General features: G+C 72.3%; 20 protein-coding genes. 11 read left to right on the top strand and 9 right to left on the bottom strand.

The annotated features are described in order from the left end of the window. Positions 1-143: 143 nt before the first annotated feature. Complete coding sequence (locus ABEE00_RS23395; protein WP_451918651.1) at positions 144-2324, bottom strand: ABC transporter family substrate-binding protein; 2181 nt, start codon at positions 2322-2324, stop codon at positions 144-146. 544 nt (positions 2325-2868) lie between these two features. Between ABEE00_RS23395 and ABEE00_RS23400 the strand changes: the two genes are divergently transcribed. The 4 genes from ABEE00_RS23400 to ABEE00_RS23415 all read left to right on the top strand — a co-directional run bounded on the left by ABEE00_RS23400 (position 2869) and on the right by ABEE00_RS23415 (position 6880). Continuing rightward, entirely contained in the window at positions 2869-3174 is a 306-nt protein-coding gene (locus ABEE00_RS23400; protein ID WP_345747591.1) for a hypothetical protein, read from the top strand. Between the two features lie 56 nt (positions 3175-3230). Beyond that, positions 3231-4070, top strand: coding sequence for a hypothetical protein (locus ABEE00_RS23405; protein WP_345747592.1), 840 nt, complete (start codon positions 3231-3233; stop codon positions 4068-4070). A gap of 72 nt (positions 4071-4142) precedes the next feature. Further along, positions 4143-6062, top strand: coding sequence for a fumarate reductase/succinate dehydrogenase flavoprotein subunit (locus tag ABEE00_RS23410; RefSeq protein ID WP_345747593.1), 1920 nt, complete (start codon positions 4143-4145; stop codon positions 6060-6062). Next, the gene (locus ABEE00_RS23415) at positions 6059-6880 is read left to right on the top strand and encodes a succinate dehydrogenase/fumarate reductase iron-sulfur subunit (protein ID WP_451918652.1); all 822 of its coding nucleotides are present in this window, start codon (positions 6059-6061) and stop codon (positions 6878-6880) included. The genes ABEE00_RS23410 and ABEE00_RS23415 overlap by 4 nt, the downstream gene beginning before the upstream one ends. Positions 6881-6922: 42 nt before the next feature. Here the strand turns inward: ABEE00_RS23415 and ABEE00_RS23420 are convergent, their stop codons facing one another. The 4 genes from ABEE00_RS23420 to ABEE00_RS23435 form a co-directional block, all read right to left on the bottom strand. Further along, positions 6923-8749 (bottom strand): SpoIIE family protein phosphatase, encoded by a 1827-nt coding sequence (locus ABEE00_RS23420; RefSeq protein ID WP_345747594.1) that lies wholly within the window; start codon positions 8747-8749, stop codon positions 6923-6925. 313 nt (positions 8750-9062) lie between these two features. Continuing rightward, on the bottom strand, positions 9063-11516 hold the full coding sequence (locus ABEE00_RS23425; protein WP_345747595.1) for a SpoIIE family protein phosphatase: 2454 nt from the start codon (positions 11514-11516) through the stop codon (positions 9063-9065). 110 nt (positions 11517-11626) lie between these two features. Then, positions 11627-11839 (bottom strand): SPOR domain-containing protein, encoded by a 213-nt coding sequence (locus tag ABEE00_RS23430; protein WP_345747596.1) that lies wholly within the window; start codon positions 11837-11839, stop codon positions 11627-11629. A 257-nt stretch (positions 11840-12096) separates the two neighbouring features. Next, a complete protein-coding gene (locus tag ABEE00_RS23435) occupies positions 12097-12849 on the bottom strand; it encodes a GntR family transcriptional regulator (protein WP_345747597.1) in 753 nt (250 codons plus the stop codon). Positions 12850-13543: 694 nt separating this feature from the next. Here ABEE00_RS23435 and ABEE00_RS23440 point away from each other — a divergent pair. Next, positions 13544-14809, top strand: a complete 1266-nt coding sequence (locus ABEE00_RS23440; protein ID WP_345747598.1) for an MFS transporter — start codon at positions 13544-13546, stop codon at positions 14807-14809. Positions 14810-14850: 41 nt separating this feature from the next. Here the strand turns inward: ABEE00_RS23440 and ABEE00_RS23445 are convergent, their stop codons facing one another. Further along, positions 14851-16290, bottom strand: a complete 1440-nt coding sequence (locus ABEE00_RS23445; protein WP_345747599.1) for an MFS transporter — start codon at positions 16288-16290, stop codon at positions 14851-14853. A 99-nt stretch (positions 16291-16389) separates the two neighbouring features. On the opposite strand from ABEE00_RS23445, the gene ABEE00_RS23450 reads away from it, so the two are divergent. After that, complete coding sequence (locus ABEE00_RS23450; RefSeq protein WP_345747600.1) at positions 16390-16920, top strand: winged helix-turn-helix transcriptional regulator; 531 nt, start codon at positions 16390-16392, stop codon at positions 16918-16920. Positions 16921-17013: 93 nt separating this feature from the next. Here the strand turns inward: ABEE00_RS23450 and ABEE00_RS23455 are convergent, their stop codons facing one another. Next, positions 17014-17157 (bottom strand): hypothetical protein, encoded by a 144-nt coding sequence (locus tag ABEE00_RS23455; protein ID WP_345747601.1) that lies wholly within the window; start codon positions 17155-17157, stop codon positions 17014-17016. A gap of 339 nt (positions 17158-17496) precedes the next feature. On the opposite strand from ABEE00_RS23455, the gene ABEE00_RS23460 reads away from it, so the two are divergent. Then, on the top strand, positions 17497-18306 hold the full coding sequence (locus tag ABEE00_RS23460) for a hypothetical protein (RefSeq protein ID WP_345747602.1): 810 nt from the start codon (positions 17497-17499) through the stop codon (positions 18304-18306). Positions 18307-18448: 142 nt separating this feature from the next. Here ABEE00_RS23460 and ychF read toward each other — a convergent pair whose 3' ends face one another. Continuing rightward, positions 18449-19537, bottom strand: a complete 1089-nt coding sequence (gene ychF / locus ABEE00_RS23465; protein ID WP_345747603.1) for a redox-regulated ATPase YchF — start codon at positions 19535-19537, stop codon at positions 18449-18451. A 353-nt stretch (positions 19538-19890) separates the two neighbouring features. On the opposite strand from ychF, the gene ABEE00_RS23470 reads away from it, so the two are divergent. Beyond that, complete coding sequence (locus ABEE00_RS23470; RefSeq protein WP_345747604.1) at positions 19891-20490, top strand: DUF6542 domain-containing protein; 600 nt, start codon at positions 19891-19893, stop codon at positions 20488-20490. Between the two features lie 130 nt (positions 20491-20620). On the opposite strand, the gene ABEE00_RS23475 is transcribed toward ABEE00_RS23470, so the two are convergent. Next, positions 20621-21661, bottom strand: a complete 1041-nt coding sequence (locus tag ABEE00_RS23475) for a 4-hydroxy-3-methylbut-2-enyl diphosphate reductase (RefSeq protein WP_345747605.1) — start codon at positions 21659-21661, stop codon at positions 20621-20623. A gap of 65 nt (positions 21662-21726) precedes the next feature. Here ABEE00_RS23475 and ABEE00_RS23480 point away from each other — a divergent pair, with 65 nt between their 5' ends. From ABEE00_RS23480 to ABEE00_RS35865, 3 genes are read left to right on the top strand one after another with little or no spacing between them, the layout of a single operon-like run. Then, on the top strand, positions 21727-23301 hold the full coding sequence (locus ABEE00_RS23480; RefSeq protein ID WP_345747606.1) for an APC family permease: 1575 nt from the start codon (positions 21727-21729) through the stop codon (positions 23299-23301). A 9-nt stretch (positions 23302-23310) separates the two neighbouring features. Continuing rightward, positions 23311-24525: an exodeoxyribonuclease VII large subunit gene (gene xseA, locus ABEE00_RS23485; protein ID WP_345747607.1), complete on the top strand. Its 1215-nt coding sequence runs from the start codon at positions 23311-23313 to the stop codon at positions 24523-24525. 10 nt (positions 24526-24535) lie between these two features. Beyond that, a complete protein-coding gene (locus ABEE00_RS35865) occupies positions 24536-24988 on the top strand; it encodes an exodeoxyribonuclease VII small subunit (protein WP_451918653.1) in 453 nt (150 codons plus the stop codon). Positions 24989-25079 lie beyond the last annotated feature (91 nt).

The raw sequence follows: 25079 nt of genomic DNA on the forward strand, positions 1-25079 counted from the left end.
GTGGGTGGGGCGCGCGGTGTCTCGATGCTTTCCGCGCCCTGCCGGGCGGGTCATCTCGCCGCGGCCTCGTCAACCATGGTAAGGGCCCGGGAGGGAAGTTCCCTGCCCGGGCCCTCGGCGCCCCGCCGCGAAACTGCCGCGGATCAGCTCTTGCGGTAGCCGATGTCCTGGTAGCGCGGCGTCCGGAATCCGAACGCTCCGGCGTTGACCAGCCGGTCCTTGGCGGCCACCAGCTCCGGCTTCTGGTAGAGCGGCACCGATCCCGCCGCCGCCCAGATCCGCGCGTCGGCCCGCTGGATCAGCTCGTCCCTGTTCTCCTGGTCCAGCTCGCCGGCGGCCCGGTCGAAGAGCTGGTCGATCTGGTCGGTGCCGACCCGGGTGAAGTTCTGCTCCACCATCAGCGACCCGTCGGCCGCCGGGCGCGGCTTGGCGAACAGCGGCCGCCCGTCGGTCGCCGGGTACGCGGAGGAGGGCCACGAGTAGAGCGCCAGGTCGTAGTCGCCGGACGCGATGTGGTCGCTGAAGTACGCGCTGTCGGGCGCCTTGATCATCTTGGTGCGGATGCCGAGCCCGGACAGCGCCTTGGAGATCCGCTCCCCGGTGGCCCGCACCTCCGCGTGGTCCTGGCCCTCGGGTACGACGAAGCGCAGCGTGAGGGACTGCCCGTCCTTCGTACGCACCGGCGTCCCCGCGTTGGCCGCGCCCTTGTGCTCGGCGCCGCCCTGCTCGCCGCGGACCTTCCCGCTGGTGTCCTCGGCACCGGCGTTCCGGCCGTCGGCGCTCTTGCCGTCGGCTTCGGCCGCCGGCTTACCCGCCTCGGCCTGCGGCTTCCCGTCCGCCTTGGCGTCCGTGCCGCCGACGGCCGCGCCGCTCTGCCCCTTCCAGCCGGAGTCGGCGAGCAGCTCCTGAGCGGCCTGTACGTCCTCACCGCCCAGCGCGGCGCTGTTGTCGCTGTAGCCCTCCTGGTCGGGCATCCGCAGGTGGCTGCCGAGCGGCTTCGCCGGGAGGCCCACCGCGCCGAGCACCTTCTCCGCGATGCCGGGCCTGTCGATCGCGCGGGCCACGGCGCGCCGCACCCGCTCGTCCTGAAGAGGCCCGCTCTCGCCGTTGAGGGCGAGCTGCGTGTACCCGGTGCCGAGCGCCTTGTCCACGGTGTAGCCGCGGAGCTGCCGGTTCTCGGCCGCCCGCTGGCGCGCCGCCTCCCGCTCGGCCTTCTGCCGCGCCTTCTCCTCCTTCACGGCCCGCCGCACATCGCGCTTCGCCATGTGCGCCTCGGCCCAGTCCCGCATGGAGGCGGCAGCGGGCTGGAGCGGCGCGGTGCCCTGCGCATCGGCGGGTTCGGCCGCGCCGCCCGCGGGGGCGCCCCGCTCGCCGTTCTTGCCGCCGCCCGTGCCGGTCCCCTGGGAGGCCGCGCCGTCGATCCGGTGCAGCGTGGACGCCTCGACCTCGGCGATGTCCAGCTTCCCCGCGCCGAGCGCCTTCGTACGCGCCGCCTTCGGCACCGGCTTCAGCTCGATGCGGTCCAGCTTGGCCTTGTCGCCCCACCACGCGGGGTTCCGGACCAGCACCACGGTGTCCTTCTCGCCCTTGTCCTTCTTCACCCGCGCGCCGGAGCTCGGCTGCTGGACCTCGAAGGGGCCGGCCGAGGTGGGCAGGCCGCCCTTGCTCTTGGTGTTGAAGGACTGCGGGCTGGAGGTCGCCGACGCCGGGTAGAGCGGCGTGAACAGCGACTGCCAGTCCGCGTACGGCCGCTCGAAGGTGACCTTGACCTCGTGCGGGCCGCCGCCCCTGGTGATGCTCCTGATGCGGTCGTAACCGTCGTTCCGCGCGCTGGCGTACGAGCGGTTCTTGCCGTTCAGCGCCTTCCACTGGGCCTTGAAGTCCGCGACGCCGAGCGGCCGCCCGTCGCTCCAGCGCGCCTTCGGATTGAGCTTGTAGACCACGGTCTGCCGCGGCTCGGTGCCGGTGACCTCGGCGGATTCCACGTAGTCCGGATTGGCCTGCGGGCGCGCCTTCTCGTCCAGGGTGAAGAGCGAGGGCAGCGTCGCCCCGGCGATCCTGTCGGTGACGGGCCCCGCCTCCGACTGGAAGGTGTTGTACGTCTTCGGCGCGCTGTCCACGGCCCACCGCACGGTGCCGCCGTAGGCGACGCGGTCGCGGGCGGCCTCCGGGGCGTCCTGGGCCGCCTTGCCGGCGCTCGCCGGTTCGTCGTCGTCCGGCGCCGAGGAGCAGCCGGCGAGCGGCAGCATCACACCGGCGGCGAGGACCAGGGCCAGCACGGGACTGCGCCGCTGGAAGGTTGCGTTTACGGGCACGGCTGGCATGGCGAACCCCTTCGGGCTGTTTTACGGCTTGTCATATCGCTCGCTCCACGAAAGGCGAGCGCACCCCGCACATGGGGAAGGCACGACGAAACCCCCCACACAAGCCACCCGAGCGGCCCACACGACCACTCCCACACCCCTTTTCCAGCCGAGCCGCCAGCCCCTTCGCCGCCGCCCAACCCCTCTTCCGCCGCAGCGGAAAACCCCCAAGCGGTACGGATCGGCGGTGACAGCGACATCCGGCCCCCGGAAACGGCCGCAGGCCGGAAAGGCACACGGCCGCAGGCCGAAAAGCCATGGCCGCAGGCCGAAGAAAGGCGACCGGGAGCGGAACCGCACCACTCAACGGAAAGGCCGCACAGGCGCGGCCCCCTTCAAGGCGCGGTGACAACACCGCGCCGCATACGCACACTCGTTGGACGTAAAGGCGTGCAGTGCCCTTCCCAAGCGGGAGTGTGACGCGCAACACTCGCCACGCGCCACGCACATGGCCGCGCGCCGACCCGCTCGGCCACCACCACTCCCCGCGGAGGTGGGCACACGCATGTCCTCGACTTCCCGCACCCGTCTTCACGACGAGATCGCCGCAGCGCAGCGCAGCCTCGATGAGCTCACCCGCAGCGTCTCCAGGATCGAGCAGCACGCCGGCTCGGGGCTGGAGATCCGGCGGGTGCGCAGCGACACGGAGCACCTGCGCGAATCGCTCTCGCTGCTGCGCGCCGCCTCGCCCGAGGGCCCGGCCGCGCCGCAGCCGGAGATCGTGAGCATCTCCGACGCGCCCTACGACTCCGGCCTGTGGAGCGACGTCGACGACGAGGGCCTCGGGGCGAGGGACCGGCGCGCGCCCTGAGTGCGGCGGCGCTCAGCACCCCCACCTCAGTCGCCCGAGCCTGACCGGAGAAACCGTTGGCCACTGGCACCGAACCCCGACCGACCAGCCCGGCGACGACGCCGGACACCGGCGTACGCGAGAGAAGCCGGGCCGCCATCGCGCAGCGCCATCTGCGCAAGGACCGCTGGTGGCTGACGCCGGCCGCCACCGCGGTCGGCCTGTTCGCGTTCGTCGTCTATTCGACCTGGCGCGCCTTCGCGAACGACGACTATTACGCGGCGCCCTATGTCTCGCCGTTCTACTCGCCCTGCCTCGCGGAGAACTGCCACGAGATGCGCGGCGGCCCCAACTTCCCCATCTTCGGGGACTGGTGGGGCCTCTCGCCCGCGCTGATCATCCTGATCTTCCCACTGGGCTTCCGGCTCACCTGCTACTACTACCGCAAGGCGTACTACCGCGGTTTCTGGGCCTCTCCCCCGGCCTGCGCCGTGGCCGAGCCGCACAAGCGGTATTCGGGAGAGACCCGCTTCCCGCTGATCCTGCAGAACATCCACCGGTATTTCTTCTACGCCGCGGTGCCCGTCGCCGCGATCCTCACGTACGACGCGGTGCTCGGCTTCCGCAACTCCCACTACGAGTGGGGGCACATGGGGCTCGGCACGCTCGTGCTGCTCGCCAACGTCGTTCTCATCTGGGCGTACACCCTCTCCTGCCACTCCTGCCGGCACATCGTCGGCGGGAGGCTCAAGCACTTCTCCAAGCACCCGGTGCGGTATCGCATGTGGGGCCTCGTCGGCCGGCTCAACGGGCGCCACGCGCAGCTCGCCTGGGCCTCGCTGGTGAGCGTCGCCGTGGCCGATCTCTACGTCTATCTGCTGGCGACCGGGGCGTTCACCGACCCGGTGCTGTTCTGAGCGGCGTCCGAGTGCTGATCAGGCGGCCGCTCCGACCGGCCGCGGGAACGTTCTGAGAGGGATCACAGAGAGATGACGCAAGTGCAGCGGCAGCAGTGGGACGTGGTGGTGGTCGGCGCGGGCGGCGCCGGGCTGCGGGCCGCCATCGAGGCACGCGAGCAGGGTCTTCGTACGGCGGTGATCTGCAAATCGCTGTTCGGCAAGGCGCACACGGTGATGGCCGAGGGCGGCATCGCGGCCAGCATGGGCAACGCCAACGAGCACGACGACTGGCAGGTCCACTTCCGGGACACCATGCGCGGCGGCAAGTTCCTCAACCAGTGGCGGATGGCGGAGCTGCACGCCAAGGAGGCCCCGGACCGGGTCTGGGAGCTGGAGACCTGGGGCGCGCTCTTCGACCGCACCGCCGACGGCCGGATCTCGCAGCGCAATTTCGGCGGCCACGAGTACCCGAGGCTGGCGCACGTCGGCGACCGTACGGGCCTCGAACTCATCCGCACGCTCCAGCAGAAGACCGTCGCGCTCCAGCAGGAGGACTTCAAGGAGAGCGGGGACTACGAGTCCCGGCTTAAGGTCTTCCAGGAGTGCACGGTCACCCGCATCCTCAAGACGCCGGACGGCAGGGTGTCCGGCGTCTTCTGCTATGAGCGGGAGAGCGGCCGGTTCTTCGTGATCGAGGCGCCCTCGGTGATCCTCGCGACCGGCGGCATCGGCAAGTCCTTCAAGGTGACGTCGAACTCGTGGGAGTACACCGGGGACGGCCACGCGCTGGCGCTGCTCGCCGGGGCCTCGCTGATCAACATGGAGTTCGTGCAGTTCCACCCGACGGGCATGGTCTGGCCGCCGTCGGTGAAGGGGATCCTGGTCACCGAGTCGGTGCGCGGCGACGGCGGTGTGCTGCGCAATTCCGAGGGCAAGCGCTTCATGTTCGACTACATCCCGGACGTCTTCAAGGAGAAGTACGCGGAGTCCGAGCAGGAGGCCGACGGCTGGTACGAGGCCCCGGACAAGAACCGCCGCCCGCCCGAGCTGCTGCCGCGCGACGAGGTGGCCCGGGCCATCAACTCCGAGGTCAAGGCGGGCCGCGGCACCCCGCACGGCGGTGTCTACCTGGATGTCTCCTCGCGGATGCCCGCCGAGGTCATCAAGCGCCGGCTGCCGTCCATGCACCACCAGTTCAAGGAGCTGGCGGACGTGGACATCACCGCCGAGGCCATGGAGGTCGGCCCCACCTGCCACTACGTGATGGGCGGCGTCGACGTGGACCCGGACACCGCGGCGGCCACCGGAGTGCCGGGGCTGTACGCGGCGGGCGAGGTCGCGGGCGGCATGCACGGCTCCAACAGGCTGGGCGGCAACTCCCTCTCCGACCTGCTGGTGTTCGGCCGCCGGGCCGGACTGCACGCGGCGGAGTACGCCGCGGCGCTGAACGCGCAGGACCGGCCCGCGGTGGGCGAGGAGCAGATCGACACGGCGGCGGCCGAGGCGCTGCGCCCGTTCAGTGCGGAGGAGCTGCCCGCCGATTCGCCGGTGGAGAATCCGTACGGCATCCACCAGGAGCTCCAGCAGTCGATGAACGACCTGGTCGGCATCATCCGCCGCGAGGAGGAGATGGCGCAGGCGCTGGACCGGCTGGCCGAGCTGCGGCGGCGTGCGCGCCGCGCGGGCGTGGAGGGGCACAGGCAGTTCAACCCGGGCTGGCACCTCGCCCTCGACCTGCGGAACATGCTGCTGGTCAGCGAGTGCGTGGCACGTGCCGCGCTGAACCGCACGGAGTCCCGCGGCGGTCACACCCGCGACGACTACCCGGACATGGACCGCGAGTGGCGGCGCGCCAACCTGGTCTGCACGCTCGCCGACGACCCCGACGGCATGGCCAGGATCAGCCTGCGGCGCCGCGACATGCCGCCGGTCAGGCCGGACCTGTTGCAGCTCTTCGAGAAGGAGGAGCTGGTCAAGTACCTGACGGACGAGGAGCTGACGAGCGAGTGAGCACGGACGTGAACGCCCCCGGCGACAGTGAGGCGGCCGCCTCGGACGGCAGTTACGACGCGCACTTTCGGGTGTGGCGGGGCGATGTGGACGGCGGCGGTCTGGAGGACTTCACCGTCGAGGTGAACGAGGGCGAGGTCGTCCTCGACATCATCCACAGGCTCCAGGCCACCCAGGCCCCGGACCTCGCGGTGCGCTGGAACTGCAAGGCGGGCAAGTGCGGTTCGTGCAGCGCGGAGATCAACGGCAGGCCGCGGCTGCTGTGCATGACGCGGATGTCGGTGTTCTCGCGCGAGGAGACGATCACGGTCACCCCGCTGCGCGCCTTCCCCGTCGTACGCGACCTCGTGACGAACGTGGGCTACAACTACACCAAGGCGCGCGAGGTCCCCGCCTTCGTGCCGCCGCAGGACCTGGGGCCCGGCGAGTACCGGATGCAGCAGGAGGACGTGGGGCGCTCGCAGGAGTTCCGCAAGTGCATCGAGTGCTTCCTGTGCCAGGACACCTGCCACGTGGTCCGCGACCACGAGGAGAACAAGGAGTCCTTCGCCGGGCCGCGCTTCCTCATGCGGGTGGCCGAGCTGGACATGCACCCGCTGGACGCGGCGTCGGACCAGGGCCTGGACCGCAAGACCGCGGCGCAGGAGGACCACGGCCTCGGCTACTGCAACATCACCAAGTGCTGCACCGAGGTCTGCCCCGAGGGGATCAAGATCACCGACAATGCGCTGATCCCCATGAAGGAGCGCGCGGCCGACCGCAAGTACGACCCACTGGTGTGGCTGGGCAACAAGATCCGGCGGCGCAGCGGGAGTTGAGGTCCGAGTCCTCGCGGGGTCATCCACCCCGCGAGGCTCGCTTCACCACAGGCTGAGCAGCGCCTCCGTCGGATCGACCGGCTTCGTGTCGCCGTCGGGCAGGGCGAGTTCACACCAGACGGCCTTGCCCCGCGGCGTACGCCTGCTGCCCCATCCGGTGCTGAGCAGGCCGACGAGCTGGAGGCCGCGGCCGCCCTCGTCGGTGTCGTGCGCGCGGCGGCGCCGCGGCTGCACCAGGCCCGCGTCCCACACCTCGCACACCAGCGTCCGGTCCAGCAGCAGCCGGAGCCTGATCTCGCCCTCGCCGTGCCGCAGCGCGTTCGTGACCAGCTCGCTGACCAGGAGCTCGGCGGTGTCGGCGAGTTCGTCCAGGTCCCAGTCGCCGAGCTGTTCGCGGGCCAGCTCGCGGGCGCGGGCCACCGACTGCGGCTCGGGCGGCAGCCGCCAGTCGCCCACGGCGGATTCCGGGAGCCCGTGCACACGGGCCATCAGCAGGGCGATGTCGTCCTCGCCGTGGTGCACGTTGAGCGTGCTGAGCACCCGGTCGGCGACGTCCTCCAGCTCCTCGTCGGCCTCGTTGAGGACCGAGCGGAAGGCGTTCAGGCCCTCGTCGATGGGGTGGTCGCGGGACTCGACCAGGCCGTCGGTGTAGAGCGCGAGCATCGCGCCGTCCGGCAGCTCGACCTCGATCTCCTCGAAGGGCTCGCCGCCCACGCCGAGCGGCACGCCCTTGGGGACCTCCAGCAGCAGGGCGCTGTCGTCCGGTTCGACCAGGACCGGCGGCAGGTGGCCCGCGTTGGCGAACGTACAGCGCCGGGACACCGGGTCGTACACGGCGAAGATGCAGGTGGCCAGGTAGACCTCGGAGAGGTCGTCTGCGCCGCGCCCGGTCCTGCCGTTGGCGCTCTGGCCGTGCTGGGAGCGCGGGCTGCTGCCGAGGCCGCGCGCGATCTCGTCCAGCGCGCCCATCACCTCGGCCGGCTCCATGTCGGTGGTCTGCGCCAATGTCCGCACGGCCGTACGCAGTTCGCCCATGGCGACCGCTGCGCGCAGGCCGCGGCCCATCACGTCGCCGACCACTATGGCGGTGCGGTGGCCAGGCAGCTCGATGACGTCGAACCAGTCGCCGCCGACCTCGGTCGCCGGATTGCCCGGCAGATAGCGGCAGGCGATGTCCATCCCGGCCGCCTCGGGGTCGCCCGGCGGCAGCAGGCTGCGCTGGAGGATCAGCGCGCGCTCGTGCTCGCGGCGGTAGAGCCGGGCGTTGTCGATGCAGACGGCGGCGCGCGCGGCGAGCTCCGCGGCCAGCGCGGCGTCCCGCTCGCCGAACGGCTCGCTGCCCTTCGTACGGGAGAACTGCACCAGCCCCAGCACCCGGTCGCGGGCGACCATCGGCACCGCGAGGGTGCACTGCACCACGGCGCCGAACTGCGCCGGCACGGTGCCGTCCTGGCCGTTGATGTGCTGAACGCGCCCGGTGCGCAGGGCCGTCGCGCACGCGGAGCGCGCCGCGTAGCAGTGGTGCGAGCCGAGGTCGACGGGGCTGGCCTCCTCCTCGCCGGCCCCCGCGTCGCCGCGCGGCAGCGCGGGCGGCGCCTCGGACACGGCGCTGGCGAACGCGACCCGGCGCAGCTCCCCGCTGCCGTCGGCAGGACCGGCGGGGCGAGGGGTGTCGCCCGCGAGCACGTCCTGATACAGATCGACGGAGGCGAGGTCGCAGAACTGCGGAACGGCCACATCCAGCAGCTCGCGCGCGGTGGTCTCCAGATCGAGGCTGTTGCCGATGCGGGCGCCCGCCGCGTTGAGGAGCGCGAGGGCCCGGCGCACGTCGTCCGGTTTGCCCGCCGCCTCCACTGGGATGTCGCTCAACGCCTCCCCTTCCCGTCACCGGTGTGTGTGCCCCCGGCCGGAGCAGTCTCGCAGGTACGCGCCTTACGGAACATGCTCTTCCCGATCGCTGCACGCTTTCTGTCGGATACGACTGAAATCTGTGCGGGACGGTTTGCTCACACCGCCGCTTGCGCGTCGCCTTCTCATCGCTTTTCGCCGGTCACGCCGCCGTTCGTTCCTGCGTGCCCCTGAAGCCCCTCCAGGGTCACGCTTCTCTCCTAACCCGTGCGACCGCCCCTGAACCTCTTCGATGCAGCTCGCACCGGTCGCCCGCGCTCACAGGGCCGGACCGTCAGGAGAGCGGGATCTCGAACCAGACGGTCTTGCCCATCGGGCCGTGCCGGGTACCCCAGCGCCGGGATTCCTGCGCGACGAGCTGAATCCCCCGTCCCCCCTCGTCGGCCGTGGTCGCGTTGCGCTCGCGGGGCGGGTCGGGCAGCGGGTCGGAGACCTCCACGAGCAGCGAGCTGCCGCGCACCATGCGTACGCCGATGGGACCGTGCGCGTACATGAGCGAGTTGGTGACCAGCTCACTCACCAGCAGCACCGCGGTGTCCTCCAGCGGTTCCAGGCGCCACTCGCGCAGGGTCGCGCGCACCGCCTCGCGTGCCCGGCGCACCGCGGTGCGCTCCGCCTCGAACGCCCAGGCCGCCGCGCTGCCTTCGGGCAGTCCGCCCAGCTCGGCGAGGAGCAGCGCCACGTCGTCCGCCGTGTCCGCGCTGCTGTCCCCTGCGTGGTCGAGCCCCGCGAGCAGCTCGTCGCACACGGCCTCCAGGCGCCGCGGGTCCTCCACCGCCGCGAAGCGGTCGCGCAGCCGCTCCAGGCCGCGCCCGATGTCCTCGTCGCGGCGCTCGACCAGTCCGTCGGTGTAGAGCAGCATCCCGGCGCCCTCGGGCACCTCGACCTCGTACGTCTCGAAGGGGACGCCCCCGATGCCGAGCGGCGCCCCGGAGGGGAGTTCGAGGAGGCGTACGCCCTCGGCGGTGCGCAGCAGCGGCGGTACGTGGCCCGCGTTGCTCAGCAGGCAGCGCCGGGTTGAGGGGTCGTAGACGGCGTACACGCAGGTGGAGATGACCGGCTCGATGGGCGATTCGGCGAGGTCGTCGGTCAAGTCGTTGACCCGGCGCAGGAGTTCGTCGGGCGGAAGGTCGAGCCCGGCGAGGGTGCGCACGGCGGTGCGCAGCCGCCCCATCGTCGCGGCGGCCCGCAGCCCGTGCCCCATCACGTCGCCGATCACGAACGCGACCCGCCCGCCGGCCAGCGGGATCACGTCGAACCAGTCGCCGCCCGCCTCGGCCCCCGTACTGCCCGGCACATAGCGGGAGGCCACGCGCACGCCCGGCGGTTCGGGCACCCGCCGGGGCAGCAGGCTGCGCTGGAGCATCAGCGCGCCCTCCCGCTCCCTGCCGTACAGCCGCGCGTTGTCCAGCGAGGTGCCGGCCCGGTCGGCGAGTTCCATGGCGAGGGCCAGGTCGTCGTGGCCGAAGGGCTCGCGCTTCCCGGCGCGGCTGATGACGAGCAGGCCCAGCACGATGCCGCGGGCGCGCAGCGGCACCGCGAGCAGCGAGTGGATGTCCAGGTCGAGCGCGGCCTGCACCTTGGGGTCGCCGGGATAGGTGGCGGCCAGCAACTCCCGCTGCGAGGACACGACATGGGGCGACCCGGTGGCGAGCGTCCGCCCGAAGAGGGAGCCGCGGTCGTACGGGATCTCCTGGCCGATCGTGAGCATCCGGTCGACGGCCGTCCCGGTGTAGCGCGCCGCCGCGCCGAGCTGCCGCAGCGGGGTACCGGTCAGCGGCTCGTACTCGTGCAGCTCCCCCGACCGCGCCACGTTGTCGAGGAGCAGCACGCCGGAGTAGTCCGCGAAGCGCGGCACCAGCGCGGAGGCCAGGGCCTGCGAGACGGCCCGCACATCGAGCAGGTCGCCGAGCGCCACGCCCACGTCGTCGAGCAGCGCGAGCCGCTGCCGCGCGGCCTCGACCTTGCGCAGCGCGTCCCGCCGCTCGGTCACGTCCATGATCGTGCAGCTCACGCCGAGCACCTGCCCGGTGCGGTCGGTGAGCCGCGCGTACGAGACCGAGCGCGCCCCCTCGCCGTGCGGCGCCTCGGTCATCTTGTCCACGACGGGGCGCCCGGTGCGCAGCACGGCGGCCTGCATCCTGGACACCTCGTCGGCCATCCTGCCGGGCAGCACCTCGTGCACGGTCTTGCCCAGGTGCTGGGTGCGCGAGGACCCGTGCAGCCGCGCCAGCGCGTCGTTGACCCGTACGAAGTGCTGCTCGGTGTCGAAGAGCGCGATACCCAGCGGCGAGGAGGCGAACAGCGCGTCCAGCGCGGCCAGATCCCGTTCCACGGCCCGCAGCCTGTCCGTCTCCACGACGCTGACCAGCACGAAGGGGTGCTGCTCCGTGTCGTACAGGAGGGAGGCGCGCACCTCGGCCTCCACCGCGTGGCCCCGCTTGTGGAGGATGCGCAGGATGCCGCGCCAGCGCCCCTCCCTGCGGAACGCCGCGCGGCGCTCCTCCTCGGTCGCGGCGTCCTCCTCCGCGAGGAAGTGGCGCACGTCGACGCCCACCACCTCGTCGGTGCTCCAGCCGAGCAGGTCCTCGGTGAGCGGGCCCCACAGCAGCACCCGGCCGGACGAGTCGAGCATCACGATGCCGATGCTGAGGGTGTCGAGGAGCGGGACCTGCTCGGGGCGCCGGCCGCCGGCGCCGCCGTCCTGCTCGGAGGGTCCTGTGCTCACACCGCCCACGCCCCTGATCGGGTATCTGCTCCGCCGGCCCCGGCACCGCCCCGAAGTTGGCGGTTTCCGGACATTCCGGACCAGTTGCCTATACCCGATTCTGCACGCGGTCAGCCCTCCCGGCCGCCCCCGAGGTCCATCCGCTCGACCAGATAGCTGTCCGGGTCGTGGTCCCCGTTCTTGGTGAGCCGGTCGGCGACGAGCTGGGCCTCGGCGCGCGTGGCGTAACTCCCGACGCGATAGCGGTTGCCGTTGGCCTCCTGGCGTATGACGTGCCAGGGCAGCACCGCGTTGCTGTCGCCGTCGCCGCGCACACTTCGCATATGCCGGAGCTTACGCCCGACCTTCACTCAGCGCATTCAACTTTGCACAAGGAGGCAGGGTTTTCGGCCATGGGGGCGCTGAAGCCCGCGCGGGCGCACACGGGACCGCCGGGCACGGTGCGCCCCTCCTCCGGCACCCTAACGGCGCACGGCGAACTCCCGCCGGGAGAAGGCGAATTGAGCGGGGCGGCCGGGCGGCCGCACCGAAAGGATTCGCCGGGCGGCACAGCGACAGGCGCCCGGCGCGGCGGCCGGGGCTACTTCACCGGCAGGTGGTACGAGATGCGGAAGCGGTCGGCGGGGATGACCACGTCGGCGGTCTCCACCGGGCGCCCGCCCGCATAGAAGGTGCGGCACACGGCCAGCACGGAGCGCCCGGGAACGGTGCCCAGCGCCAGGGTCTCCTCGGCGAGGCCGGGCCGGGAGGCGACCTCCTCGGTGACGTTGTCCACGATCAGGTCGATCGCGGCCATCCGCTCCACCACGCCGCGGCCGCCGAGCGGCCCCTCCTCGGGCAGCATCACCGGCGTACGCCCGGTCAGCGCGAGCGGCTCCCAGGAGGTGGAGAGCATCGCGGGGTCACCCTCGACGCGGAACAGATAGCGCGTCCGCATCACGCGGTCCCCCGGCTCGATGCGCAGCCGCTCCGCGACCGCGGGGCTCGCGTCCTCCTGCTCGCTGTGCGACTCCCAGGTGCCCTTGACCCCCTCGTCGGACTGCTCCTGGCGGAAGGGGGTGGACTCGCCGATGGTGCGATACCCCGTGCGCACCACGCGGCGTGGGCGCGGCACTTCGCGCACATAGGTGCCGGAGCCCGAGCGCCCCTCGACCAGCCCCTCGGCCATCAGCACCTTGCGGGCCTCCAGCGCGACGGTGTCCGAGACGCCGTACTCCTGGCGGATGCGGGCCTGCGAGGGAAGCCGGGTGCGCGGCGGTAGATCACCGTCGATGATCCGCTGCCGCAGGTCGCCGGCGACGCGCAGATACGCGGGCTGCTCACCGAATGGCACGTGTGCCCTCCCCGTTCCCGTCCATGAACCGCGGGGCCCGCCGTCCTGCCATCACGGCGCCCTGGTTGACACTGAGCAACAGCTTGGCAACCGGCCGTGGCGAGCCGCAATGCCCGGCCAAAGTTTCACCCGATGTGATGAGTTGCTGCTCAGCGGCCCGTGGAAGCCGGGGAAACGGTGTCTCGGTGGCGGCTGTTACGGTGTGCGCCGCAATAGCTGTGTGTACTGCTGCAAGTACACCTGCACGTACCGCTGCATGTACAGCGGTGTGACCCCTGTGTGTACCGAGGACTGAGGGACATGCGGATCTCCCGGAGCTTCCCGTGCCGCGCCGTGGCGCCGGGCACCCCGCTCTGCGGTTCGCGCATCCCGCGTACCGCACGGACGCTGCGTACTCCCCGCTCGGCGCATGATCCCGTGACCGCCTGGACGCTGCGCGGCATCCGCTCCAGGCGCTGACGCGGCGCGCCCGGCGCCGGTCTCCCGGCTCCGGTTCCCGCACCGTCCGTCCCGCTCCGCCCGTACGGCGGGGTCCCGCCACGCGCGTGCCCCTCGGGGCGCCGCTCCGCGCGGCCGCGGCCGGTGCTCATCCCGTACCCCACCCACCCCTGCCGTCAGCGAAGAAGGGGAACGGCCCAGTCGCCGCCGCTACCCCTGCCCGAGCTGTGGCCCGTCATGCATGGAGCGGCTCACCTTGTCCGCACGGGTTCTCCTCCTGGCGTTCGCCGCCTTCGTCATCAACACCGGGATGTTCCTGCTCAACGGCCTGCTGCCGGTGATCTCCGAGCGCACGGGCAGCACCGTGTCCGGCGCGGGACAGCTCGTCACGCTGCAGGCCGTGGCGTACGCGGTCAGCGCGCCCGTCCTCACCGCGCTCGCCGGGCGGCGCATGACCCGGCGCGCGATGCTCTCCACCGCGCTGCTCTGCTACACGGCCGGCAGCCTGGTCAGCGGCCTCGCCATGGACTATCCGCTGCTCGCGGCGGCGCGCGTGCTCACCGCCGTCAGCACGGGGCTGTTCACGCCGACCGCCATCGCCGCCGTCGCCGACATGGCGCCCGCGGCGCGCAAGGGCCGCGCCGTCGGCGTGGTCGCCGCCGGGGTCACCCTCTCCACCGCCGTGGGCACCCCCGCGGGGCTCGCGCTCCAGGAAGTGCTGGGATTCGGCGGCCTGTTCGCGGCCGTCGGCGGGATCACGCTGCTGACCTGGGCGGCCGTGACCGGCGCGCTGCCCAGCGGACAGGCGCCGGCCGCCGCGGGGCAGGACTCGGCGCCGCGGTCGGGCTCCTTCCTCCGTACCCTCCCCACCCCGCTGCGCGATCACGGGATCCGCTGGATGCTGCTGGTCTCGCTGCTGACCTCGGTCGCGGACTACACGGCGTACGCATACGTCGTACCGCTGCTGCACGGAACCGGCGTCGGCGACCCGGGCACGGTCACCTCGCTGCTGCTCGCCTACGGGGTCGCCGCCGTGGTGGGCAGCCAGCTCAGCGCGCTGGCCTGCGACCGCTGGGGCGCGGCCCGCCCGGTCGCGGTCTCGCTGGTGCTGATCGCGGCGGGCCTCGCGCTGCTGCCGCTCGCGGGCGGCTCGGCGGGCGCGCTGTTCTGCCTGATGGCCGTGTGGGGCCTGGGCGGCTGGGGCTTCGTACCGGCGATCCAGCACTACCTGGTCACCCGCGCGACCTCGGCCACCGCCGTGGCGGTCTCGCTGAACACCGCCGCCATGCACTTCGGCATGGCGGGCGGCGGCGCCCTCGGCGGCGCCACCCTCGCCTTCGCCCCGACCGCCGCACTGGGCCCGCTCGCCGCGGCCCTGGCCCTCCTCACCCTGCTCCCGCTGGCCCGCGCGGCGGGCTTCCGGGTGCGGGGGCGGAGCGGCCGCACGACCGTCGCGGCCGGGGGAACGGGGACCCCGAAGCCCGACCGGGCCCCCGAGCCCGAGCTCACGGCAGCGCACTGAGTACGGAGGCCCCGCACAACTGCCAGCCGGTGCGGGGCCATTCACCTCCCGGGCTCCCGCTCCGCGCCCCTCCCCCACCACACGATCAGCGCGCCGACGACGCACAGCGCGGCGGACACGAGCACCGCCGCGTTGCCGCCCTCCGCCACCGACTCGGGGCCGCCCTCCCCCGCGGAAGCCCGCCCCACCAGGGTCAACGTCACGGCCGCGCCCAGCGACGAACCCGCGTACCGCGCCGTGTTGTTGGCGCCCGAGCCCATCGCGGCGCTGCCCTCGGGGACGGCGGAGACGGAGAGGCGGGCGAGCGCCGCGTTCAGTACGCCGGTGCCCGCGCCGGCGAGGGCCAGGCCGGGGACGGCCCGCGCCCAGGAGTCGCCCGCGTGCATCCCGTACAGCGCCGCCTCGCCCACGGCGCAGGCCAGCAGTGCGGCCGCCACCTGCCCGTACGCCGACATCCGCGCGGCGAGGCGGCGCGCCTGGAGCGCGGTCGCGAAGGACAGCCCTGACCAGACCGCCAGCACGCCGGCGGCACCCAACGGCGAGAGGCCGAGGGCCCGTTGGAGCACCATCGGCAGGCAGCTCATCAGGCCCACCACGGCGAGCCCGGCGAACAGCGCGCCGCAGCACGCCACCACGAACCCGCGCGACCGCAGCAGCGCCAGATCCAGCATCGGCGCCGGGCTCCGCCGTTCGACCAGCACGAACGCGGCCAGGAGTACGGAGCCGAGCGCGAGCAGCACCAGCACCCCGCCCCGCGCCCAGCCGTCCCGGCCCTCGCTCAGCCCGGCGATCAGGCAGGCGGTGCCCGCGCCGAGGGTGAGCACGCCCAGCGGATCGAGTCCGCGCGGCCGGTCGCCGCGCGACTCCTCCAGCCCGAGGACGGCCGCGAGCAGCAGCGCGGCGGAGAACGCCGCGAGCCCCCAGTGCACCGCCCGCCATCCGGCCGCGCGTTCCACCAGCGCCGCGTACACGGGGCCGACGGCGATCCCGAGCCCGACCGCCGCGCCCCACACCCCGGTGGCCCGCACCCGCCCGGGACCCGGCGGGTGCACGTGGCCGATCAGCCCCAGCCCCGGCGCGAGCAGCGCGGCCCCGGCCACGCCCTGGAGCACCCGTCCCGCGAGGAAGAACCCCGCGGTCGGCGCCGCGGCGGAGAGCGCCGTGGCCAGCAGCATCAGCGCCGCCCCCGCCCCGAACACCCGCTTCCGGCCGAAGGAGTCGGCCGCGCTGCCCATGCTCAGCAGCAGCGCGGCGAGCCCGAGCGGGGTGGCGGTCAGGGCCCAGGTACGGAACGCGGCCCCCGCGCCGAGGTCCACCGCCGTGGGTTCCACGGTGCTCAGCGGAACGGTGTAGCCGAGCAGCACGAGGAGGGTGCCGGCGGCGGCAATGGGGACGGTGCCGCGGGAGCGGGGGCCTGGTCGTGCGGGTGGCTGGGCGGGGCCCCTCGCATCGGCTGCTTCGGCACATGCGGGTGCGGGCATGACGGCATCCCCCTCGGGTCTGTTCACTGAACTCACTGAGACCGGGCAGACGGTAGCACCTTGAGTCTGTTCACCGAACCCACTGCTACGCTGGGCCGCATGGCGCTGGGAACGGACTACGCACAGCAGGACTGCTCACTGGCGCGCGCCCTGGAGGTCGTCGGCGAGCGGTGGAGCCTGCTCATCGTGCGGGACGCCTTCTACGGGGTGCGCAGGTTCAACGACTTCCTCGCGCACCTCGACATCCCCCGCGCCGTCCTCACCGCCCGGCTGAATCTGCTGGTCAGCGCCGGTGTCCTGCGCAAGGACGCGTACCAGCACTCCCCCGTCCGCTACAGCTACGTCCTCACCGACGCCGGGCGCGAACTCTGGCTCCCCGTCTACGGCTTGGCGCTCTGGGGCGGCAGGCACGCATCGGAGAAGGGGGCCTCACGGCTGTTCAGCCACGCGGAATGCGGGGCGGAGCTGGACGCGGGCGGCGGGTGCCCGCGCTGCGGAGGGGCCGTTCCGCCGGAGGATGTGACGATGCGTCCGGGGCCCGGCGCCGACGAGCAGCGCCGGGACGCCGTCTCCCGCGCCTTGGCCGGCCCGCATCGGCTGCTGACGCCACTGCCGCCGGAGAGCGCGTAAAGCGCGTAGAGCCCGTAGAACGCGTAGAGCACGTAGAGCACGTAGAGCCCGTACGTACGCCAACTCCCCTTCTGTGAGCGGGAGTTGGCGGCGCTACAGCACCCGGTGGTAGTCCGACGCGTGGGCGTCCAGGGCCGGTGGGGCCAGGGTGTCGGCCGAGGCGGTCGAGGCGGCGGTGGCGCCCAGCACGGCGAGGACGGCGAGGCCGAGGGCGGCGAGCGCGGCACGCACAGCCATGGGGTTCTCCTTGCGGGGGCGGGGAGCGAGGGCCCGTACGCCGGGTCCTGCCGCCAACTCTCGGGCCGGACCGGCGGCCACGCACCCCCGGGACGCCAGAACGAAGGACACCGCTCGACCTGCGCACTCCTCACCGCGCGCGACTCCGTGATCACCACGGGGTGGCACGCGTGTTCCGGGAGTGCCGCCATTGTCACGGGGGAGCGACAGCGGAGTCCCCCTCCGACGACACGGGTTCTTTTCCGCGATCAAGCCTGTGCAGGATGAATGCAGTTCGGGCGGAACGACGCCCGCAACGCAATCGACCGCTTTTCCTGGTTCGTTCGGGGAGGACCCACCATGTTCACGCACCGCACTCGCAAGACCGTTCTCGCCGGTGTTTCTCTGGTCGCCGCCGGAATGATGGTTTCGGCCTGCGGCCCCGACGGCGGCTCGTCCGACGCGAGCGGCAGCAAGGACGGTGCGTCCAGCGCGCAGTCCCCGAAGGAGAGCGCGTCCGGCGGCTCGGACTCCGCCGCCCCGGACTCCGGCTCGGGCGGCGGCACCGAGAACAAGGACGGCGCCGCCGGCACCGCGGCCCCGGCGGGCAAGGCCCCCCAGGGCACCTTCCAGGGCAGCCTGACGTACATGGCGCCGGGCAAGTTCATGGTCGAGGGCGGCGGCAAGAGAATCGCCTTCTACGTCCAGAAGGGCGCCAAGATCACCGGTTACGGCACCCTGTGCGGCAACCCCGGCCAGGAGTCGAGCTGCACCGAGTCCCAGCTCGAGGCCGCCACCAAGAAGAAGGCGGTCCCCGGCAAGGTCACGCTGCACAACGGCGCCGCCTCCGCGATCACCGAGCGCAAGCCCGGCACGGCGGGCGGCGACGCGGACGAGGAGGCCCCGTCCCCCATCGAGGGCAGCCTGAGGGGCGTCGTGAAGTACCTGGCGCCGCAGAAGTTCACCGTGAAGGCGGGCCAAAGCGCCGAGCAGGCCTTCTACGTCAGCAACGCCACCAAGATCAGCGGTGCCGGGAAGATCTGCGGCAACGGGGACACCCCCGAGGACTGCACCATAGAGCAGCTGGAGGCCGCCGCCAAGAAGGGCGTCACCGCCGAGGTCGAGCTCAAGGACGGCTCCGCCACCGCGGTCACCGAATCCCACCGCTGACCCCAGCGGCCACCCCGCGATAAACGAACGCCGCCCGCCCCGGGATTCAACTCCCGGGAACGGGCGGCGCGTTTATGCGGAGAGCGGGGCGGCGAATTCCGCGAATTCGGACAATGCCTGAGAGAAACCCTCAGAGCATCCCTCACACGTTGAAGCGGAACTCCACGACATCCCCGTCCCGCATCACGTAATCCTTGCCCTCCATGCGGGCCTTGCCCGCGGAGCGGGCGTCGGCCACCGAGCCCTGTTCCATGAGGTCGTCGTAGGAGATGACCTCGGCCTTGATGAAGCCCTTCTGGAAGTCGGTGTGGATGACGCCGGCCGCCTCGGGGGCCGTCGCGCCCTTCTTGATCGTCCAGGCGCGGGCCTCCTTGGGCCCGGCGGTCAGATACGTCTGGAGGCCGAGCGTGTGGAAGCCGGCGCGGGCCAGGGTGGCGAGGCCCGGCTCCTCCTGGCCGACGGTCTCCAGGAGCTCGAGCGCCTCCTGCTCGTCGAGCTCGACCAGGTCGGACTCCAGCTTGGCGTTGAGGAACACCGCGTCGGCCGGGGCGACCAGCGCGCGCTGCTCCGCCTTGAAGTCCTCGTCGGTGAGCTCGTCCTCGTCCACGTTGAAGACGTAGAGGAAGGGCTTGGTGGTGAGCAGGTGCAGCTCGTACAGCGGCGCTGCGGCCTCGGTACCCTGGGCGATGCCCGCGGAGAAGAGGGTGCGGCCGTCCTCCAGGATGGCCTGCGCCTCCTTGACCGCCTTCAGCTCCGGCTGCTTGTCCTTCTTGACCCGGGCCTCCTTCTCCAGGCGGGGCAGCACCCGCTCGATGGTCTGGAGGTCGGCGAGGATCAGCTCGGTGTCGATCGTCGCGATGTCGTCGCGGGGCGAGATCTTGCCGTCCACGTGGACGACGTTGTCGTCCTTGAAGGCGCGGATGACCTGGCAGATGGCGTCCGACTCGCGGATGTTGGCGAGGAACTTGTTGCCCAGGCCCTCGCCCTCGCTGGCGCCCCGCACGATGCCCGCGATGTCCACGAAGTCGACGGTGGCCGGGATGACCCGCTCCGACTTGAAGACCTCGGCCAGCCTGCCGAGCCGCTCGTCGGGGACGCCGACGACGCCGACGTTGGGCTCGATGGTGGCGAACGGATAGTTGGCCGCCAGCACGTCGTTCTTGGTCAGGGCGTTGAACAGGGTCGACTTGCCGACGTTCGGCAGGCCGACGATTCCGATCGTGAGCGACACGTGGCGACTTCCCGTTGCGAGTGGGCGTGAATCTGGGCGTGATTCCTGGACTGCTGTGGCGGGTGCCGGGCGGCGCGTACGCACGGGCTCCCGGGCCGATCCATCAGTCTACGGGCTCGCTCACCGAGCCCGTCGGACAGCCCGCGACGGGACGACGACGGGACGGAACGAGGGCAGGTACGGGGACAGAACGAGGGGCAGGTACGGGCCCGGAGCCGACCCCCGCGACCCACCGGCGAGCACCCCGTACACCCCCCGCCACCGCCGCGTAACCGACCGTCCGGAAAACTGAACTTCATCACAAGGTGTGGCGATGGTGGGGCCGGGCCCCTTGCGCGGCCTACTTTGGAGCGGTGGAGCAGCGGGATGCGCGAGTGAGCGGCAGCGCGGCGGGCCGTCGGGGACAGCAGGAGCGACGGGGGCAGGCGGGCCCGGCACCGCTGCCGCGCCCGGCGCGCGGCGCGGGCGGGGAGCGCCCGCCGCGCAGGGAGAGCGGCCCCGTGCACCGGGGCGAACGGGACGAGCGACGCATGGCCGACGGGCGTGACGAGGGCGCGGCCGGGGCCTTCTCCTCGCTCGCCGAGCTGCGGGCACGGGTGCCGCGCCCGCGGCTGACCGGCCTGGGCGCCGGACTGCTGACGACGCTGGCCGCCGTGGTGCTGGGCGTGCTGGACACGCTGCTGCTGAGCGGTTCGCCCGGGGTGTACGGCTTCTTCTTCCTGCTCGCGGGCGCGGCCTGCGCGGGCTGGGTGCGCCAGGCCGACCTGGTCGTGGGGCCCGTCGCGGTGCCGATCGCCTTCGCCGCGGGGATCTTCTGCATCAGCGACCACTCGCTGATGGGCTTCTTCTCGACGCTGTCGCTGGAGGCGCCCTGGCTCTACGCCGCGACGCTGCTCGCGGTCCTGATCGCCCTCGTACGCCGGATCGTGTACATGACACAGCGCCGCCGCTGAGCGGACCGCCCCGGACCGAAGCAGACCGACGCCGTACGGCGGCCGAGGCCCCCGCACACGACGGTGCCCCCGCCCCGCGAAGGGGAGGGGGCACCGGCGCGTTCGTACGGAGGATGCGGCGGGAGCCGGATCAGCTCCCGGAGCCGGAGTCCGCCGTCTCCTGGGCCGCCGTCTTCCCGGCCGCCTCGGAGCGCAGGTCACGGCGCAGCTCCTTGGGGAGGGAGAACTGCATGTGCTCCTCCACCGGCTGCACGATGTCGACGTGGCCGAAGCCGCGCTCGTCCAGCCAGTCCAGCACGCCCTCGACCAGCACGTCGGGGACCGAGGCGCCGGAGGAGAGTCCGACCGTGGTCACGCCCTCCAGCCAGGACTCGTCGATCTCCTCGGCGCCGTCGACCAGATGGCCGGCCTTCGCGCCGTGCTGGAGCGCGGTCTCCACCAGGCGCACGGAGTTGGAGGAGTTCTTGGAGCCGACGACCAGCACCAGGTCGGAGTTCTTGGCGACCTCCTTGATGGCGGTCTGCCGATTCTGCGTGGCGTAGCAGATGTCGTCGCTGGGCGGGGAGAGGAGGTTGGGGTACTTGCCCTGGATGGCGTCGACGGTCTCCATGGTCTCGTCGACGGACAGCGTGGTCTGGGAGAGCCAGACGACCTTCTCCGGGTCCCGGACCTCGATGTTCTGCACGTCATCCGGGCCGTCGACCAGGGTGATGTGCTCGGGGGCCTCGCCGGAGGTGCCGATGACCTCCTCGTGGCCCTCGTGACCGATCAGGAGGATGTCGTAGTCCTCCTTGGCGTACCGCTGGGCCTCCTTGTGGACCTTGGTGACCAGCGGGCAGGTGGCGTCGATGGTGGCGAGCTTGCCGCGCTCGGCCTCGTTGTGGACCTCCGGCGCGACTCCGTGTGCGGAGAAGATGACGATCTCGCCCTCGGGGACCTCCTCGGTCTCCTCGACGAAGATGGCGCCCTTCTTCTCCAGGGTCTTCACCACGTATTTGTTGTGCACGATCTCGTGGCGTACGTAGATCGGAGCGCCGTACTGCTCCAGGGCCTTCTCGACCGCGATGACCGCGCGGTCGACACCCGCGCAGTACCCGCGAGGAGCGGCGAGCAGGACGCGGCGGCCGTCGGAAGCGTCGGTCCCCTTGGCCGGGTCGGGCGTTGCAGACATGCGTCCATCGTACGGGCGCGAGTGGCGTACTCCGGCCGGTGATCCCGATGCGTCAAGCTGTTGTCATGTCTGCTGCCTGGTCCGGAACACCCGCGAAAACGGAACAACCGGAACGCTCCGGATACGACGGACTGCGTCGCTCCCTCGGGCTGCGCGATCTGGTCGTCTACGGGCTGCTGTTCATCGCCCCGATGGCGCCGGTGGGGGTGTTCGGGGCGCTGGACGCGCAGAGCGGCGGGGCCGTCCCTCTGGTGTACCTGATCGCGACGGTGGCCATGGGCTTCACTGCGTACTCCTACATCCGGATGGTGCGGGCCGTACCGCAGGCCGGTTCGGTGTACGCGTACGCGGGGGCCGGGCTCGGCAGGGGTGCGGGCTTCGTCGCGGGGTGGATGGCGATGCTCGACTACCTGCTCATCCCGGCCGTGGGCTACCTCTTCTCCGGCATCGCGATGAACCAGCTCGTGCCCTCGGTGGACCAGTGGATCTGGACGGCGGTCGCGGTCGTGGTGACCACCGCGCTGAACCTCTCCGGGGTGCGCAGGGCGGCCGTCGTGGGCTTCGCGGTGCTGGTGATGGAGATCGTGGTGCTGCTGGTCTTCGTGGCGGCCGCACTGGTGGTGCTCGCGCGGCACGGGGCCGAGCGCGACTGGCTGTCGCCGCTGACCGGGGACGGGAGCGGGTTCGGGCTCGCGGCGGTGATGGGCGCGGTGTCGGTCGCGGTGCTCTCCTTCCTCGGCTTCGACGCGATCGCGAACTTCGCCGAGGAGGCGGTGGGCGGCCGCGAGGGCGGATCCTCGCTGGTGGCGAAGGCGCTGCTGGGCTGCCTCGTACTGGCCGGCGTGCTGTTCATCGCGCAGACCTACCTCGCCGCCCTGCTCTCCCAGCTCTCCTCGGCCGACCTGGCGGCGGACCCGGGCTCGCAGGGTGACGCGTTCTACACGGCGGTGCAGGCGTCGGTCGGCGGCTGGCTGCAGACGGTGGTCGCGGTGAGCAAGGCGATCGGCGCCGCGTTCGCCGCGCTGGCAGGGCAGGCCGCTGCCGGCCGGCTGCTGTACGCGATGGCCAGGGACCGGCGCCTCCCCGGCGCGCTGGCGAAGGTGAACGGGCCCAGCGGCGTGCCCCGGCGCACCGTGCTGCTCTCCGCGGTGATCACGATGTGCGCGGCGGTGTGGGCGGCCCGCGCGGACTCGGGGCTCGACCGGCTGGTGTCCGTGGTGGACATCGGCGCCCTGACGGCCTTCGCGCTGCTGCACCTGTCGGTGATCGGCTATTACGGGGTGCGGAGGCGTACGGCGGTGGACGGCGGGTCCGGGGGCGCGGGCGGATCCGGTGGTTCCGGCGGGGTGTTCGGGAACTGGGCCGTGCCGCTCGTCGGGCTCGCCATCACCATCGCGGTGATCGTGACCGCGCACCGCGAGGCGCACATCGTGGGCGTCGTGTGGCTGGCGGCGGGCCTGCTGGCGCTGCTCGCGCTGCGGCTGCGCGGGCGGGACGACGGGGCGGCGGACTCCGGGCTCGGCTCCGGCCCCGAGCCCCGGTCCGGCTCCGGCTCCGGCTCCGGCTCCGATCGCACGAGCGGTACGGGGCCCGGCGGGGACTCCGGCGGGAGCCACCGCGGTGTCAGTGGCGGCGACTAGCCTCTCCGTATGGCATTGCAGACGACGGCCGAGGCACCGATCCCGGTCAGCGAGGTCTCCCGGCTGATCGGCGGCTGGATCGACCGGCTCGGCGCGGTGTGGGTCGAGGGGCAGATCATCCAGCTCTCGCCGCGGCCGGGCGCGGGCGTGGCGTTCCTCACGCTGCGCGACCCCTCGCGGGACGTGTCGGTCACGGTGACCTGCTTCCGGCAGGTCTTCGACCGGGTCAAGGACGTCATCGGCGAGGGCTCGCGGGTCGTGGTGCACGCCAAGCCGGTGTGGTTCGAGCGGAACGGCTCGCTGTCCCTGCGCGCCGCCGACATCCGCCCTGTCGGCATCGGCGAACTGCTCGCGCGCCTGGAGCAGTTGAAGAAGAAGCTGACGGCCGAGGGCCTCTTCGACGCCCATCGCAAGCGGCCGCTGCCCTTCCTGCCAGGACGCATCGGGCTGGTCACCGGCCGCGCCTCGGACGCCGAGCGGGACGTGCTGCACACCGCGCGCGAGCGCTGGCCCGCCGTCCGCTTCGAGGTGCGCAACACCGCGGTCCAGGGCGTCAACGCCGTACCCCAGGTGATCGAGGCCGTGCGGGAGCTGGACGCCGACCCGGGCGTCGACGTGATCATCGTGACCCGGGGCGGCGGCAGCATGGAGGACCTGCTGCCGTTCTCCGACGAGCAGTTGGTGCGCACGGTCGCGGCCTGCCGCACCCCGGTGGTCTCCGCGATCGGGCACGAGGCGGACGCGCCGCTGCTCGACCTGGTCGCCGACAAGCGCTCGCGCACGCCCACGCACGCGGCCAAGGACACCGTCCCGGACGTCGGCGAGGAGCACGAGCGCATCCGCGAGCTGCGCTATCGCTCCTGGCGCGTGATCAGCGGCTTCCTGGACCGCGAGGAGCGCGGCCTGGAGCAGATGCGCAGCCGCCCGGCCCTCGCCGATCCGTACGCGGTGGTGACCGACCGCGAGGAGGACGTGGACTTCCTGGTCCAGCGCGCCCGCCGCACCCTGGGCCACCGGCTCGACCGCGCCGAGGACGAGCTGCGGCACACCCACGCCCGCATAGTGGCCCTCTCCCCCGCGGCCACGCTGCGCCGCGGCTATGCGGTGCTGCGCCGCGAGGACGGCACGGTGATCAGGGACGCCGAGGAGGTAGCCGAGGGCGACAAGCTGCAGGCCAGGGTCGCCGAGGGCGAGTTCGGCGTGACTGTCACACCTCCCGCTTAGGCTGGTGCGCATGACGTCCGAGGCGAAGACGGAGAGCGCCGCGAGCGCGCGCGGCGGCAAGGGCACGGCGGGCAAGGGCGCCGCGGCGGAGGGCGTGACGTCCTCGCTCAGCTATGAGCAGGCCAGGGGCGAGCTGGTCCAGGTCGTGCAGCGCCTGGAGCAGGGCGGCTCGACCCTGGAGGAGTCGCTGGAGCTGTGGGAGCGCGGCGAGGAGCTCTCCCGGGTGTGCCGCGAGTGGCTGGAGGGCGCCAGGGCGCGGCTCGACGCGGTGCTGGAGTCCGAGGAGGACGACGAGGAAGAGGCGCCGGAGGAGGACGACTTCGAGGACCCCGACCCGGACGCGGACGAGGTCGACGACTCCGAGGACGACGAGGACTACGTCGATGACGACGAGGAGGACGCCGGCGCCGAGGACGCCGGGACCTCCGCGAATTCGGGGGCCACGCGCCGCGGCCGAACGTGATGAATGAGACATCGTCGACAGATCATCTTTGGTTGAACGCTTAAGTAAGGCGGGTTTACGATGGCCGTGTCCCTGTGAACCCGCGAACAAG

The organism is Streptomyces odontomachicola, assembly GCF_039605595.1.
GTDB lineage: Bacteria > Actinomycetota > Actinomycetes > Streptomycetales > Streptomycetaceae > Streptomyces.

Excerpts from the sequence above, each read along its gene's own strand:
- ABEE00_RS23475 (WP_345747605.1), bottom strand. The coding sequence starts at position 21,661 with ATGTCTGCAACGCCCGACCCGGCCAAGGGGACCGACGCTTCCGACGGC.
- ABEE00_RS23400 (WP_345747591.1), top strand. The coding sequence starts at position 2,869 with ATGTCCTCGACTTCCCGCACCCGTCTTCACGACGAGATCGCCGCAGCG.
- ABEE00_RS23445 (WP_345747599.1), bottom strand. The coding sequence starts at position 16,290 with ATGCCCGCACCCGCATGTGCCGAAGCAGCCGATGCGAGGGGCCCCGCC.
- xseA (WP_345747607.1), top strand. The coding sequence starts at position 23,311 with ATGGCATTGCAGACGACGGCCGAGGCACCGATCCCGGTCAGCGAGGTC.
- ABEE00_RS23450 (WP_345747600.1), top strand. The coding sequence starts at position 16,390 with ATGGCGCTGGGAACGGACTACGCACAGCAGGACTGCTCACTGGCGCGC.
- ABEE00_RS23480 (WP_345747606.1), top strand. The coding sequence starts at position 21,727 with ATGTCTGCTGCCTGGTCCGGAACACCCGCGAAAACGGAACAACCGGAA.
- ABEE00_RS35865 (WP_451918653.1), top strand. The coding sequence starts at position 24,536 with ATGACGTCCGAGGCGAAGACGGAGAGCGCCGCGAGCGCGCGCGGCGGC.
- ABEE00_RS23430 (WP_345747596.1), bottom strand. The coding sequence starts at position 11,839 with ATGCGAAGTGTGCGCGGCGACGGCGACAGCAACGCGGTGCTGCCCTGG.
- ABEE00_RS23460 (WP_345747602.1), top strand. The coding sequence starts at position 17,497 with ATGTTCACGCACCGCACTCGCAAGACCGTTCTCGCCGGTGTTTCTCTG.
- ABEE00_RS23455 (WP_345747601.1), bottom strand. The coding sequence starts at position 17,157 with ATGGCTGTGCGTGCCGCGCTCGCCGCCCTCGGCCTCGCCGTCCTCGCC.
- ABEE00_RS23410 (WP_345747593.1), top strand. The coding sequence starts at position 4,143 with ATGACGCAAGTGCAGCGGCAGCAGTGGGACGTGGTGGTGGTCGGCGCG.
- ABEE00_RS23395 (WP_451918651.1), bottom strand. The coding sequence starts at position 2,324 with ATGCCAGCCGTGCCCGTAAACGCAACCTTCCAGCGGCGCAGTCCCGTG.